17 protein-coding genes are annotated in these 12529 nt (G+C 74.0%); 9 read left to right on the top strand and 8 right to left on the bottom strand.

Going from position 1 to position 12529, the window contains the following annotated elements; translation table 11 throughout:
• Positions 1-10: 10 nt before the first annotated feature.
• Complete coding sequence (locus J3P32_RS14050; RefSeq protein ID WP_210440409.1) at positions 11-385, top strand: thioesterase family protein; 375 nt, start codon at positions 11-13, stop codon at positions 383-385.
• Between the two features lie 79 nt (positions 386-464).
• On the opposite strand, the gene J3P32_RS18655 is transcribed toward J3P32_RS14050, so the two are convergent.
• The 6 genes from J3P32_RS18655 to J3P32_RS14025 all read right to left on the bottom strand — a co-directional run bounded on the left by J3P32_RS18655 (position 465) and on the right by J3P32_RS14025 (position 3875).
• Complete coding sequence (locus tag J3P32_RS18655; protein WP_369759046.1) at positions 465-539, bottom strand: 50S ribosomal protein bL37; 75 nt, start codon at positions 537-539, stop codon at positions 465-467.
• Between the two features lie 79 nt (positions 540-618).
• Positions 619-891, bottom strand: coding sequence for a mycothiol system anti-sigma-R factor (gene rsrA, locus J3P32_RS14045; protein WP_210440408.1), 273 nt, complete (start codon positions 889-891; stop codon positions 619-621).
• A complete protein-coding gene (locus J3P32_RS14040) occupies positions 888-1532 on the bottom strand; it encodes a sigma-70 family RNA polymerase sigma factor (protein WP_210440823.1) in 645 nt (214 codons plus the stop codon). Before J3P32_RS14040 ends, rsrA begins: the two co-directional genes overlap by 4 nt.
• 87 nt (positions 1533-1619) lie before the next feature.
• Entirely contained in the window at positions 1620-2282 is a 663-nt protein-coding gene (locus tag J3P32_RS14035) for an alpha/beta hydrolase family protein (protein WP_210440407.1), read from the bottom strand.
• Entirely contained in the window at positions 2279-3040 is a 762-nt protein-coding gene (locus tag J3P32_RS14030; RefSeq protein ID WP_210440406.1) for an SOS response-associated peptidase, read from the bottom strand. The genes J3P32_RS14035 and J3P32_RS14030 overlap by 4 nt, the downstream gene beginning before the upstream one ends.
• A gap of 31 nt (positions 3041-3071) precedes the next feature.
• Positions 3072-3875 carry a hypothetical protein gene (locus J3P32_RS14025; protein ID WP_210440405.1) on the bottom strand — a complete coding sequence of 268 codons (804 nt, stop codon included), beginning with the start codon at positions 3873-3875 and terminating at the stop codon, positions 3072-3074.
• 116 nt (positions 3876-3991) lie between these two features.
• Between J3P32_RS14025 and J3P32_RS14020 the strand changes: the two genes are divergently transcribed.
• From J3P32_RS14020 to rsgA, 4 genes are all read left to right on the top strand, one after another.
• The gene (locus tag J3P32_RS14020) at positions 3992-5734 is read left to right on the top strand and encodes a sigma-70 family RNA polymerase sigma factor (protein WP_210440404.1); all 1743 of its coding nucleotides are present in this window, start codon (positions 3992-3994) and stop codon (positions 5732-5734) included.
• Between the two features lie 85 nt (positions 5735-5819).
• Positions 5820-6350 (top strand): DoxX family membrane protein, encoded by a 531-nt coding sequence (locus tag J3P32_RS14015; RefSeq protein WP_210440403.1) that lies wholly within the window; start codon positions 5820-5822, stop codon positions 6348-6350.
• Positions 6351-6366: 16 nt separating this feature from the next.
• Positions 6367-7698, top strand: a complete 1332-nt coding sequence (aroA, locus tag J3P32_RS14010; protein ID WP_210440402.1) for a 3-phosphoshikimate 1-carboxyvinyltransferase — start codon at positions 6367-6369, stop codon at positions 7696-7698.
• Positions 7695-8699: a ribosome small subunit-dependent GTPase A gene (rsgA, locus tag J3P32_RS14005; protein ID WP_210440401.1), complete on the top strand. Its 1005-nt coding sequence runs from the start codon at positions 7695-7697 to the stop codon at positions 8697-8699. The genes aroA and rsgA overlap by 4 nt, the downstream gene beginning before the upstream one ends.
• Here rsgA and J3P32_RS14000 read toward each other — a convergent pair whose 3' ends face one another.
• Positions 8700-9161: a DUF2231 domain-containing protein gene (locus tag J3P32_RS14000; RefSeq protein ID WP_210440400.1), complete on the bottom strand. Its 462-nt coding sequence runs from the start codon at positions 9159-9161 to the stop codon at positions 8700-8702. It abuts the gene before it with no gap.
• Positions 9162-9202: 41 nt separating this feature from the next.
• Here J3P32_RS14000 and J3P32_RS13995 point away from each other — a divergent pair, with 41 nt between their 5' ends.
• From J3P32_RS13995 to J3P32_RS13985, 3 genes are all read left to right on the top strand, one after another.
• On the top strand, positions 9203-10090 hold the full coding sequence (locus tag J3P32_RS13995) for an inositol monophosphatase family protein (protein ID WP_210440399.1): 888 nt from the start codon (positions 9203-9205) through the stop codon (positions 10088-10090).
• A 74-nt stretch (positions 10091-10164) separates the two neighbouring features.
• Complete coding sequence (locus tag J3P32_RS13990) at positions 10165-10596, top strand: CBS domain-containing protein (RefSeq protein ID WP_210440398.1); 432 nt, start codon at positions 10165-10167, stop codon at positions 10594-10596.
• A 52-nt stretch (positions 10597-10648) separates the two neighbouring features.
• Entirely contained in the window at positions 10649-10990 is a 342-nt protein-coding gene (locus J3P32_RS13985) for an FKBP-type peptidyl-prolyl cis-trans isomerase (protein WP_455430095.1), read from the top strand.
• A gap of 60 nt (positions 10991-11050) precedes the next feature.
• On the opposite strand, the gene J3P32_RS13980 is transcribed toward J3P32_RS13985, so the two are convergent.
• Complete coding sequence (locus tag J3P32_RS13980; RefSeq protein ID WP_374222521.1) at positions 11051-11305, bottom strand: RNA-binding S4 domain-containing protein; 255 nt, start codon at positions 11303-11305, stop codon at positions 11051-11053.
• A 19-nt stretch (positions 11306-11324) separates the two neighbouring features.
• On the opposite strand from J3P32_RS13980, the gene J3P32_RS18560 reads away from it, so the two are divergent.
• The gene (locus J3P32_RS18560; RefSeq protein WP_210440396.1) at positions 11325-12527 is read left to right on the top strand and encodes a phospholipase D-like domain-containing protein; all 1203 of its coding nucleotides are present in this window, start codon (positions 11325-11327) and stop codon (positions 12525-12527) included.
• Positions 12528-12529 lie beyond the last annotated feature (2 nt).

Genomic DNA, 12529 nt, shown 5'->3' with positions numbered 1-12529 from the left:
GAGGCCCTCCGTGCCCCAGCTCCAGCCCGCGAGGCTGACCTACCACGTGACCGACGAGGACACCGCCGCGTCGCTCGGCAGCGGCTCCCTCCCGGTGCTCGGCACGCCCCGGCTGCTCGCGTGGCTCGAGGCCGCGACCTGCGCCTGCCTCGCGCCGGTGCTCCCGGCAGGCTCGACGAGCGTGGGCACGCGGGTGCAGGTGGAGCACCTCGCCGCCAGCCCCGTCGGCGCCGAGGTGGAGGTCAGCGCGTCGAGCGCGTACGAGGACGGCCGGCTGCACCGGTTCACCGTGAGCGCGCGGGACACCTCCTCGGGCAAGGTCCTGGCGGCCGGCGAGGTGACCCGGGTCGTGGTGGACGCGGAGCGGTTCCTCTCGCGGTTGTGAGCCGGTCGCGGGCCGGCCCCGGACATGCAAAAGTCCCCGCCGCGGCGGGGACTTCTACGGTGCTGACGTCGTGTGACGCTCAGGCGTTGGGGCGCTTGCCGTGGTTCGCGCCCTTCTTCTTGCGAGCGCGGCGCTTGCGTCCGGTCTTGCCCATGGTGGTCCTCCTGGAATCGGTGCTCGGAGCAGTGTCTCAAATCCGCCACGGCGCAGCGAATCGGGTCGGCGCGACCGGCTCAGGCGCCACCCTCGGTGATCTGGACCGTGACCTCGCGCAGCCGCAGGCGCACGCGGTCGCGCAGGGACTCCGGCGCCGACTCCGAGCAGGAGCGGGCGACGAGCTGCTTGACCGCTCGCTGCAGGTCGTAGCGCTCGAGGCACGGGCCGCACTCGCGCAGGTGCATCTCGACGACGGCACAGTCGGCCTGGTCGAGCTCGTTGTCGATGAGGTAAACGATGCGCTCGATGTAGTCGACGCACTCGTCGTTGCCGTGCTCGTCCGTGCTCACGACCCGCTCCCCTCGTTGGTGCCCGGAACGGTGCTGGCGGGCAGCAGGTCGTTGGCGCGGACGTAGTCGGCCAGCATGTCGCGGAGCTGGCGGCGACCGCGGTGCAGGCGTGACATCACGGTGCCGATGGGAGTGTCCATGATCTCGGCGATCTCCTTGTAGGGGAATCCCTCCACGTCGGCGAGGTAGACGGCGAGGCGGAACTCCTCGGGCAGCCGCTGCAGCGCCTCCTTGACCTCGGAGTCAGGCAGGTGCTCCAGCGCCTCCATCTCTGCGGACCGCAATCCGGTCGAGGAGTGCGACTCCGCGCGGGCGAGCTGCCAGTCCTCGACGTCCTCGGACATCGACTGCTGCGGCTGGCGCTGCTTCTTGCGGTAGGAGTTGATGTAGGTGTTGGTGAGGATCCGGTAGAGCCAGGCCTTGAGGTTCGTGCCGGGCCTGAACTGGTGGAAGGCGCTGTAGGCCTTGGCGAACGTCTCCTGCACCAGGTCCTCGGCGTCGGCGGGGTTGCGCGTCATCCGCATCGCCGCTCCGTAGAGCTGGTCGAGGTAGGGCAGCGCGTCGCGCTCGAAGCGCGCCGAGCGGTCGCCGGAGCTCTCGTCGTCCACCGCGACTGCAGCGGCGTCGTCCGGCGGGGACATCTCGTCCTTCAGCGATTCAGTCATCGCCTCCCACAGTACCTCTGCGGGTCGTTCGAGGGTCAGTGCGTTCACACCGGCCCCAACACCTCACCCGGCCGAGGGATTCCCGACGACCTCGCGCACCAGCCACTCCAGCGTCGACTCCACGACGATGCCCATCGCCTCGTCCTGGCTGACCTCCCCGCGGGCGGGGACCTTGAGGCCGTGGTCGCCGCCCGGGACCACCACGAGGTCGAGGCCGTCCTGGTCGCCCGGGAACTCCTCCGGGCGGCCCATCGGGTCGCGCTCGCCCTGCACGACGAGCGTCGGGAGCCCGACCCCGCGCAGCTCCGGCAGCCGCGTCGGCTCCGTCCTCCCCGGCTGGTGCAGCGGGAAGGACAGCGCCAGGCACCCCGAGGCCCCCAGCGAGCGGGCCGTGCGCGCGGCGGAGCGGGCACCGGCCGAGCGGCCCCCGACCACGAGCGGCGTACGCACCCGCATCGCGTCAGCGGCGCACGTCAGCGCCGCGTCGAGGGTCGCCGGCGCGGTCGCGATCCTGCGACCGGCCACCCTCCACGGCTGCTCGAAGAGCACCACCGACACGCCCTGCGCGGGCAGCGCGTCGGCCAACGCCCACAGGTCGCGCGCCTCCACGCCGCCGCCCGCGCCGTGGCTGAGCAGCAACGTCGCCATCGGGCTGCTGGCGCGGCGCGTGTGCAGGCGACCCTCGCCGTGGGGCGTCGCGACGGAGCGCACGGTCGCCTTCTTCACCGGGCCGCCTCGACGGGCTCGACCGGCAGCGGCTCGACGAGCTCGGGCCCGTTGTTGCGCACGTTGCTCACCAGCCTCGCCACCGGGTAGGCCTCCAGCCGTCCGGGCGCGGCCGGCACCAGCAGGGAGGTGTCGCCGGGGACGCTGGGATCGAGCCACTGCTGCCAGCGCTCGCGCTCGACCATGAGCGGCATCCGGTCGTGGATGTGGCCGAGCGAGTCCTCGGCCTGGGTCGTGAGCACGGTGCAGGTCCACCGGAAGCGGTCCGGATCGTCCTCGGCCCTCGTCGGGTCGCGCCAGATCTCGTAGAGCCCCGCCATGGCGAGGACCCCTCCGTCCCTGGGGCGGATGAAGAAGGGCTGCTTGACCGGCTTGCCCTTCGCGTCGGTCTGCGAGGTGGGGTACCACTCGAAGTAGCCGTCGGCCGGCAGCAGGGCGCGACGGGTGGCGAACGCCTTGCGGAAGGCCGGCTTCTCCGCCACGGTCTCCATCCGGGCGTTGATCATCCGGTTGCCGATCGAGGGGTCCTTCGCCCACGACGGCACCAGCCCCCACCTGAGCACGCGGAGCTGGCGCTGCGGCGCGGCGTCCCGGGCGGCCGGCTCACGCGACGCGGGCCGCTCGACCACCGCGTAGACCTCCTTGGTCGGCGCGACGTTGTAGTCCGCGGCCAGCGGCTCGGCGATCCGGCTCTCGACCACCTCGAACTCCTCGACCAGGTCGTCGGGCTGCCGGGAGGAGGCGTAGCGACCACACATGCCTCGACCCTAACCGCGGCGCGGCGCGGCGTCAGCCGCGCGCCAGCTCGTCGAGGAGCATGCCGGCACCGGCGTCGGTGCCGGGCAGCCCCTCGATCCACACCCGGACGAACCCCGTCGGCTCGGCGCCCTCGAGGAGCGTGCGCAACAGCTGCACGCGCCTGCCCAACCGGTCGTCGCGCCGGGTGAGGATCCCGACCCGGTGCAGGCCCAGACGCGCGACGGTCTCGTCCCGCACGAACGCGGTGCGCGCCAGCTCCCCGGCCCGGGCCAGCCGCATCGCGCGGGTGAAGTGGTCGTCGGGCTCCTCGGAGGGGTCGTCACCGAACGGCATCGCGGCCACCACCAGCGCACACGTCGCGGCGCCGCCCTCCACGTCCGCGTTAAGCCGGTAGAGCTCGGTGAGCCGGCTGCGCAGGTGCGCCTGGCTGGAGAGCCCGGTGAGCGGGTCCTCGCAGGACAGCTGGTGCAGGTAGCCGAGCGTGGTCTCGCTCCAGGCGGTCAGCAGCGCGGCCACGGCGTCGTACGACGGATCCGTGCGGCGCACGCGCCGGGTGGTGGCGCGCAGGCCCTCCATCGCCTCGCCCACCGAGGCCCCGTCGCGCGCGAGCTCCTCACCGGCGACCGCGCAGGCCTCCAGCACGCCGGTGCCTGAGGCGAGCGCCTCCCCCAGGGCCTCGAACCGGTGCGACAACCCCGACCGCCCGGTGGACCCACCAGCGCTCGCCCCAGGACCGGGTGCCGCGAACCGACGCCCACGTGTGGCGAAGATCTTCACGGCGTACCCCCATGCTGGTGCGTGCTCGACGATGAGACGGACGTCGCGCGCGGTCATGACGCGGACCAGACCGGAAATCTCCGAATCCACCTTCTACTCCACCGACGGCGCCGCGGGGTCTACCCTCACGGAGACCGACGAACGCGTCGGGTCCTGCGTCCAGGAGCGTCGGCATGACCGTGGCCACCAGCCTCGAGCCGCGCGGGGATGCCGAGCTCATCTCGGCCGTCCGCGGCGGGGAGGTCGACGCCTTCGGCACGCTCTACGAGCGGCACGTGGAGGCGGCCCGGCGGCTGGCCCGCCAGCTCGTCGCGGCCGGCGACGCCGAGGACCTGGTGTCGGACGCCTTCATCAAGGTGCTGGGGGTGCTGCAGCGCGGCGGCGGCCCGGACGTCGCGTTCCGGGCCTACGTGCTGACCGCGGTCCGGCGCCTCCAGGTGGACCGCTTCCGGGCCGCGTCCCGCCTGCACACCACCGACGACATGGAGCCCTTCGACCCCGGCGTGCCCTTCCGCGACACGGCCGTCGAGGGCTTCGAGAGCGCCGCCGCGGCCCGGGCGTTCGCCTCCCTGCCCGAGCGCTGGCAGCTCGTGCTCTGGCACACCGAGGTCGAGGGCGAGAAGCCCGCGGACATCGCGCCGCTGCTGGGGATGAGCCCGAACTCCGTCTCCGCGCTGGCCTACCGGGCGCGCGAGGGCCTGCGCCAGGCCTTCCTCACCCAGCACGCGGCCGGGCTCGAGCAGGACACGTGCCGGTGGACCCATGCCCAGCTCGGGGCCTACGTCCGTGGCGCGACCTCACGGCGCGACGGCGCCAGGGTCGAGCAGCACCTCCAGGACTGCCGGACCTGCATGGCGATCTACCTGGAGCTGAGCGAGGTCAACTCCGGGCTGGGGGCACTCCTGGCGCCGCTGCTCCTCGGCGGCGCCGCGACCGCGTACCTGGGGTCCGCCGCGGGAGGCCTCGCCGCGCCCGCCGGCCTCGGCGCGGCCGTGGGCCGCCTGCGCGACCTGGTCGTCGGCAACAGCGGCGCCGCCGCGGTCGCCGGGGTGGCGGCCTCCGTCGTGGTGGTCGGGGGCGCGGTGACGATCGGGCTGTTCCACGGCGACCGGAGCACCACCGAGCCGTCGGCCCTCGACCCCGTGCCGGGAAGCACCGCTCCGCACGAGTCCGGGTCTCCGCCCCTGCCGGCGACCACGGACCGGACGACCCCCGGTGGCGCGGTGCAGCAACGCGAGGACTCGGCGCCGCCGCCGGACGACCTCCTCGTCGTCCCCCCGCCGCTGGTGGCCGACCCGACGGGCAGCCCGGCGACCCCCGACTCCACCTCGGACCCGACCTCGGACCCGACCTCGGACCCGACCTCGGACCCCACCTCCGACCCCACCTCCGACCCCACCCCCGACCCCACCCCCGACCCCACCTCGGTGCCGACTCCCACGCTCGAGCCGACCCCACCACCTCCGCCGGTCCCGACCCCCACGCCCACGACGAACCCCACGACGGACCCCACGACGGACCCGACGACCGACCCGACGACCGACCCGACGACCGACCCGGACCCAGACCCGGACCCCGATCCGGACCCGGACCCGGCACGGGTGGACGTCTCGGTCACCGGCGCGGTGACGAGCTCGCGGCCGTTCCACACCGCGACGGTGCGGGTATCCGGCGTCCCCGAGGGCCGCACCGCGACCGTGCGGATCCGCTTCACGGGGTTCGGGGCCGTCGTCAGCGAGGACCGCAGGTGCGACCAGCGGGCCGGGGACCTCACCTGTGCGGTGCCCCCAGCGAGCACGACGCCGGTGGTGGTGACCGTGGTGTCGCCCCTCGGCGGCGCGCTCGAGGCCGCGCTCGACCCCGTCCCGGGCGACACCGACCCGGCGAACGACACCTGGCGCGCGGTCCTCGACTGACCACCCGACCGGCCACCCGACCGGCCACCCCCACAGCACCCGTGCGGACGGGGCGCCCCTCCCCCGGATCGTGTAGACAGAAGGCATGACGATCACCCGGTTGCTCGCCCGTCCGATGCTGGCCACGATCTTCGTCGCCGGCGGCATCAACGCCCTCCGCAACACCGAGGCGCACGCCGACAAGGCCAAGAAGGTGACCGACAAGGTCGTCCCGGCCGCCCGGCAGGCAGTGCCCGGGGCGCCGATCCCCACCGACCCCGTCACCCTCGTGCGGATCAACGCCGCCGCCCAGCTCCTGGCCGCCGGCGCGCTCGCGACCGGGCGGGCCCCGCGCCTCAGCGCCGCAGTCCTGGCCGCCTCGCTGGTGCCGACGACCCTTGCCGGGCACGCGTTCTGGGCCGAGACCGACCCGCAGGCCAAGGCCGCCCAGAAGCTGCAGTTCTACAAGAACACCTCCCTGCTCGGCGGCCTGCTGCTCGCGGCGGTGGACACCGAGGGCAGGCCCGGACTGGCCTGGCGTGCCCGCCGGGCCGCGTCGGACGTACGGCGCGAGGCCAGGCAGGTGGCGAAGGACGCCCGCCGGGAGGCCACGCTGGCCAAGGCCCAGCTCACCTGATCGGTAGGCTGCGCGGGTGAGTGAGCTCTGGCCCGCACCGCGCCCCCGCGACCGCGTGGACGCGGTCGTCTCGCTGCCCGGCAGCAAGTCGCTGACCAACCGGGCCCTGCTCCTCGCCGCGATCGCCGACGGTCCGAGCGTCGTACGCCGCCCGCTCCGCTCGCGCGACACCCTGCTCATGGCCGCCGCGCTCACCGCCCTCGGCACCGGCATCGACGACACCGGCGGCGAGGTCTCCCGGGAGGGTGCCGGCGACTGGGCCGTCTCCCCCGGCGCGTGGGACCGCGACGCCGACGTCGACTGCGGCCTGGCCGGCACCGTGATGCGCTTCGTGCCGCCCGTCGTGGGCCTCGCGCGAGGCACCGTGCGGTTCGACGGCGACGCGCACATGCGCCTGCGGCCCGTCGGCCAGATGCTCGCCGCCCTGACCGAGCTCGGCGTCCGCGTCGACGACGGAGGTCGCGGCGCGCTGCCGTTCGCCGTGCACGGGTCCGGGTCGGTCCTCGGCGGCACGGTGACGATCGACGCCAGCGCCTCGTCTCAGTTCGTGTCCGCCCTGCTGCTGGCGGGCGCGCGCTACGAGCGCGGCGTCGACGTGCGCCACGTCGGCAAGCCGGTGCCGTCGCTGCCCCACATCGAGATGACCGTGCAGATGCTGCGCAGCCACGGCGTCGAGGTGGACGACTCCGACGCCAACCGGTGGGCCGTCGCCCCGGGCCCGGTCCGGGCGGTGGACCACGTGATCGAGCCCGACCTGTCCAACGCCGCGCCGTTCCTGGCCCTCGGCGCCGCCACCGGCGGCCGGGTCACCGTCACCGGGTGGCCGGGGTCCACGACGCAGCCCGGCGACGAGCTGCGCACGATCCTGGCCCTGATGGGCTGCGAGGTCACCCTGTCCGACGGCGGCCTGACCGTGGTGGGCCCCGACCGGCTCGCGGGCGTCGACCTCGACCTGCACGACGTCGGCGAGCTGACCCCGGCCGTCGCCGTGCTGTGCGCGCTCGCCGAATCCCCCTCCCACCTGCGGGGCATCGCCCACATCCGCGGGCACGAGACCGACCGGATCACCGCGCTGGCCACCGAGCTGGGACGGCTGGGCGCCGACGTCACCGAGCGCGACGACGGGCTCGACATCCGGCCGGCTGCCCTGCACGGCGGCACCTTCCACACCTACGCCGACCACCGCATGGCCCACGCCGGGGTCATCCTCGGCCTGGCCGTCGACGACGTGCTGGTGGAGGACGTCGGCACCACAGCGAAGACCTTCCCCGACTTCGCAACGGCCTGGAGCCGCGCGGTGCACGGCACGCCGGCCGCGGCCGGGGCACCGGCCGGGACCGCCCTGTGACCGGTCGCTACTCCGAGCACGACCAGGAGCACTACGAGCGCCCGCGCCGCCGTACCCGCCCCCGCACCAAGGACCGTCCGACGTACGCCGACGCCGTCGACGGACGCGTGGTCACCGTCGACCGCGGCCGCTTCACGCTGCTGGTCGAGGGGCGGCGGGTGCTGGCGATGAAGTCCCGGCCGCTGGGCCGCAAGGGCGTCGTCGTCGGCGACCGCGTGCGCGTCGTGGGCGACACGAGCGGCGCCGACGGGTCGCTGGCCCGGATCGTGGAGGTCGTCGAGCGGAGCACGACCCTGCGTCGCACGGCCGACGACGACGACCCCGTCGAGCGGGTGATCGTCTCCAACGCCGACCAGCTCGTGGTCGTCACCGCGCTCGCCGACCCCGAGCCCCGACCCCGCCTCATCGACCGCGCGCTCGTCGCGGCCTACGACGCGGGCATGGCGCCGCTGCTGTGCCTGACGAAGGCCGACCTCGCCGACCCCGAGACGCTGCTGTCGACCTACCGCTCCCTCGGCGTCCCGTGGGTCGTCACCCAGCTGCGGGGCGAGGGCGCCGGCGACCTCACCGAGCTGCGGGAGCGGCTGCGCGGCCGGACCAGCGTGCTCGTCGGGCACAGCGGCGTCGGGAAGTCGACCCTGGTCAACGCCCTCGTGCCCGACGCCGGGCGCGAGGTGGGCATCGTCAACGCCGTGACCGGTCGCGGCCGGCACACCTCCACCAGCGCCTACCTCCTCGAGCTGCCCGACGGCGACGGCTGGATCATCGACACCCCCGGCATCCGGTCGTTCGGCCTGGCCCACGTCCGCCCCGAACGGCTCATCGAGGCCTTCCCGGACCTCGACGAGATGACCGAGGACTGCCCCCGCGGCTGCAGCCACGGGAGCGGCGAGCCCGAGTGCGGCCTCGACGACGCCGTCGAGGCCGGCCGGGCCGACCCCGACCGCGTCGAGTCGTTCCGCCGGCTGCTGTCCGCCCGCGAGGGCGCCAGCGACTGGTGATCAGCCCCAGACCGCCTCGGCGCCGGACTCACCGGCGAGGAAGACCGTGACCACCAGCGCGAGCGCCCCGACCACCAGCAGCGCCGCCGCCGGGATGCCGAGCCGGGTCTCCCGCGCGCCGCGCCCGGAGGCCAGTGCCGAGGCCCCTCCGAGCGCCCAGGCCGCGAAGCCGGCGACCAGCACGTAGCCCAGCGCCACGTTGCGCATCAGCTCGCCCGCCTCCTCGTGCTCCTCCACGATCGGCGCCAGCTCGGGCCGCGCGGACAGCAGGTCCTCCCCCGCCGCGACCGCCACGAGCGACGCCACGGCCGTGACGACGGCGAGCACGACGAGAGGCCAGCGCAGCAACCACCGCCACCTCGGGACGAACGCGTAGGCGAGCCCGGTCAGCGCCGACAGGGGCCCGAAGACGACGACGGCGTGGACGACGAGCGGGTGCAGCGGCACACCGTTGAGTTCCATGCGGGCAGGCTAGGGCGCGATGCTGGGAATAGCCTGTGAACATGCCCCTCACCGGCTCCACCGACCACACCGACGACCTGCGCCTGGCCCACGTGCTCGCCGACGACGCGGACTCGTTGACCCAGGCGCGCTTCAAGGCCCTCGACCTGCACGTGATGAGCAAGCCTGACCTCACGCCGGTGACCGACGCCGACAAGACCGTCGAGGAGGGCATCCGCCGCACGCTGTCCCGCGTCCGCTCGCGCGACGCCGTCGTCGGCGAGGAGCAGGGCTCGAGCGGGCACAGCCAGCGCCGCTGGATCGTCGACCCGATCGACGGCACGAAGAACTACGTGCGCGGCGTCCCGGTCTGGGCCACGCTGATCGCGCTCGCGGTGGACGACGAGGTGGTGCTCGGGGTCGTGTCGGCGCCGCAGCTGCAGCGCCGGTGGTGGGCGTCGGCGGGCAACGGCGCCTGGACGGGCCGCTCGCTGCTCAAGGCGACGCGGTGCGAGGTGTCCGACGTACGCCGCCTCGAGGACGCCTCGCTGAGCTACTCGTCGCTGTCGGGCTGGGACGAGCGCGGCCGGCTCGACGACTTCGTGTCGCTGACCCGGCGCTGCTGGCGCACCCGCGCCTACGGCGACTTCTGGTCGTACATGCTGCTGGCCGAGGGGGCCGTCGACCTCGTCGCGGAGCCCGAGCTGGCCGTCTACGACATGGCGGCGCTCGACGTCATCGTGCGGGAGGCGGGCGGCCGGTTCACCTCGCTCGACGGCACCGACGGGCCCTGGGGCGGCAACGCCCTCGCCTCCAACGGGCACCTGCACGACGCCGCGCTGTCCTTCCTCGGGGCGCTCGACGACGAGGCCGACCCCGACGTGCCGCGACGGGGACCCGGCTCGGTCAGCAGCCTGCGCGACCGGCAGGCCCCACCGGTCCTCGACTGAGCGCTGTCCCTCCCTGTCCCGCTTGGCTACGGTGACCCATCAGCAGTCTCCGTGCCGCACGAGAGGTAGGGACCATGAGGATCAAGGACGTCATCTCGGCCAAGGCCGACCAGGCCGTCGTCACCATCGCGCCGGACGCCACGGTGCGCGAGCTCGTCGCCCGGCTGGCCGAGCACAACGTCGGAGCGCTGGTGGTCAGCGAGGACGGTGAGCGCGTCTCGGGCATCGTGAGCGAGCGCGACGTCGTCCGCCGCCTCCACACCGACGAGGCCGTGCTCGACAGCGCCGTCGGCTCGATCATGACCGCCGACGTGCGCACCTGCGCGGGCGAGGACGCGCTGACCGACCTCATGCAGACGATGACCGAGCACCGCGTCCGGCACGTCCCGGTGGTGGCGGCCGGTCGGCTGACCGGCATCATCAGCATCGGTGACGTGGTCAAGAGCCGCATCGGCGAGCTCGAGTTCGAGCGCGACCAGCTCGACAGCTACGTCCACCGGACCTGACAGACCATCGATGGGAGCAGCAGTGAACGACAAGCCCGACGTCGACCCGCACATGGGCGAGGTGCCCGCCGACCTGGAGGTGACCGACCTCGTCGAGGGCGAGGGGGCCGAGGCCACGTCCGGCTCGACCGTCTCGGTCCACTACGTGGGCGTCGCCCACTCCACGGGCGAGGAGTTCGACGCGTCCTACAACCGCGGCACCCCGCTGCAGTTCCGCCTCGGCATCGGTCAGGTGATCTCCGGGTGGGACACCGGCGTGCAGGGCATGAGGGTCGGCGGCCGCCGGCGGCTCGTGATCCCGCCGCACCTCGGCTACGGCGACCGCGGCGCCGGTGGCGTCATCAAGCCCGGTGAGACGCTGATCTTCGTGGTGGACCTGCTCGAGGTCCGCTGATCCGCACCCCGGGGGCGGCGGTGCCGGTCGTCGCGGGCGGGCCTGCCGGCCACCGCCGCCTCACCAGGGGACGTCGACCTCGGCCTCGCCCGTGGCGACCCGGGCCGCCAGCCCGCCCAGCGTGACCACGTCACCGGGGACGAGCTGGCGGCCCCGGCGCGTCTCGACCTCGCCGTTGACCGTGACCGCGCCGTCGGCGATCACCGGCTTGGCCTCCGCGCCGCTCTCGACGAGGTTCGCGAGCTTGAGGAACTGGCCGAGCCGGATCGACTCGTCACGGATCGGGACGTCGACGGGTTCACTGCTCGGGGGCACATCTCTAGGGTAGGCGTCCGTGCGCACCTCACGCTGGTTCCGGTCCGCCGCCGCGCTCTGTTTGCTGCTGCCGGTGCTGGCCCTGGCCTCGCCGGCCGACGCCGAGCGCGCGCCCCGCGAGCGGGCGGGAAGGTCGGGGTGCTGGGCGCAGGCCGGGATCGAGACGTGCTTCACCTCCCCGCCCACGGTTCCGAACGACCCGACCGTGCTCGACCGCCCGAGCCGGCTCTTCGACACCGCCGGCCCCGGCGACACCATCCGTGTGGCGATGTTCCGCTGGGACATCGCCCCGCCGACCGACGCGCTGATCGCGGCGCAGCGGCGCGGCGCCGTCGTGCTGCTCGTCGGCGACGACGACCTGCGGCTCAACCGGCACGGACGACGGCTGCTGCGGGTGATCGAGGAGCAGGACCCCGCCCGCCGCAACGTCACCGTCTGCCGGGGGGCGTGCCTGCCGTGGCGCGCGCCCGGGCCGTACCCGGACAGCCAGGACGTCCAGCACCTGAAGTTCTACGTCACCGACATCGGCGGGGTGCAGTCGTTCGTCACCTCGTCCGCGAACCTCGAGGACCGGCAGTACCGCCAGTACAACTCGTTCCTCAAGATCGACGACCCCGCCCTGCACGGCTTCGGAGTGGCGTACTTCGACCGGCTCGCCGCCCAGAGCCTGCGCGTGGGGGGCGAGCGCTGGAACGACCGCCGCAAGGTGTGGAGGCGCGGTCCGCTGACCGCCGCCGTCTACCCCAACCGCAGCGACCTGCTGCTCGACACGTTGCGAGACGTCTCGTGCACGCGCGGGGCCCGCGACGTCTCGGCCATGTTCGCCGTCATCCAGCGCGCCGACGTGCGCGACCGGCTCGCCCGGCTGTCCAGGTCCGGGTGCCGGGTGCGCATCGTGACCTCCCGCGACACGGTCGAGAACTGGCTCCAGCAGGCGCTCCCCGCCGGGGACATCCCCGACGCCCGCGTCCGCACGGCGCTGACCCACGACAAGATGCTGGTGGTGCACGCGCGCTACCGCGGGAGGAAGACCCACCTCGTCGTCACCGGCACGTCGAACACCACCTGCGGCGGACTGCTCTACAACGACGAGGTGATGGTGCGCCTCGTGGGCAACCGCTGGCTGCACGACCAGTACCTCGCGCACTTCGACGACGCGTACGCCCACGCGAGGCAGAGCGCGACGCGCGTCATGCCGGTCATGAAGCCCTGCCGACGCTGAGG

Origin of the sequence: Nocardioides xinjiangensis (assembly GCF_017916385.1) — a bacterium.
Classification (GTDB): Bacteria; Actinomycetota; Actinomycetes; order Propionibacteriales; family Nocardioidaceae; genus Nocardioides; species Nocardioides xinjiangensis.
Note: the sequence above shows the minus strand (reverse complement) of the source record. Positions and strands in the feature narration are given on the sequence as shown.

Excerpts from the sequence above, each read along its gene's own strand:
- J3P32_RS14030 (WP_210440406.1), bottom strand. The coding sequence starts at position 3,040 with ATGTGTGGTCGCTACGCCTCCTCCCGGCAGCCCGACGACCTGGTCGAG.
- J3P32_RS14040 (WP_210440823.1), bottom strand. The coding sequence starts at position 1,532 with ATGTCCCCGCCGGACGACGCCGCTGCAGTCGCGGTGGACGACGAGAGC.
- J3P32_RS13985 (WP_455430095.1), top strand. The coding sequence starts at position 10,649 with ATGGGCGAGGTGCCCGCCGACCTGGAGGTGACCGACCTCGTCGAGGGC.
- J3P32_RS14015 (WP_210440403.1), top strand. The coding sequence starts at position 5,820 with ATGACGATCACCCGGTTGCTCGCCCGTCCGATGCTGGCCACGATCTTC.
- J3P32_RS14020 (WP_210440404.1), top strand. The coding sequence starts at position 3,992 with ATGACCGTGGCCACCAGCCTCGAGCCGCGCGGGGATGCCGAGCTCATC.
- J3P32_RS13995 (WP_210440399.1), top strand. The coding sequence starts at position 9,203 with ATGCCCCTCACCGGCTCCACCGACCACACCGACGACCTGCGCCTGGCC.
- J3P32_RS14000 (WP_210440400.1), bottom strand. The coding sequence starts at position 9,161 with ATGGAACTCAACGGTGTGCCGCTGCACCCGCTCGTCGTCCACGCCGTC.
- J3P32_RS14025 (WP_210440405.1), bottom strand. The coding sequence starts at position 3,875 with ATGACCGCGCGCGACGTCCGTCTCATCGTCGAGCACGCACCAGCATGG.
- J3P32_RS13990 (WP_210440398.1), top strand. The coding sequence starts at position 10,165 with ATGAGGATCAAGGACGTCATCTCGGCCAAGGCCGACCAGGCCGTCGTC.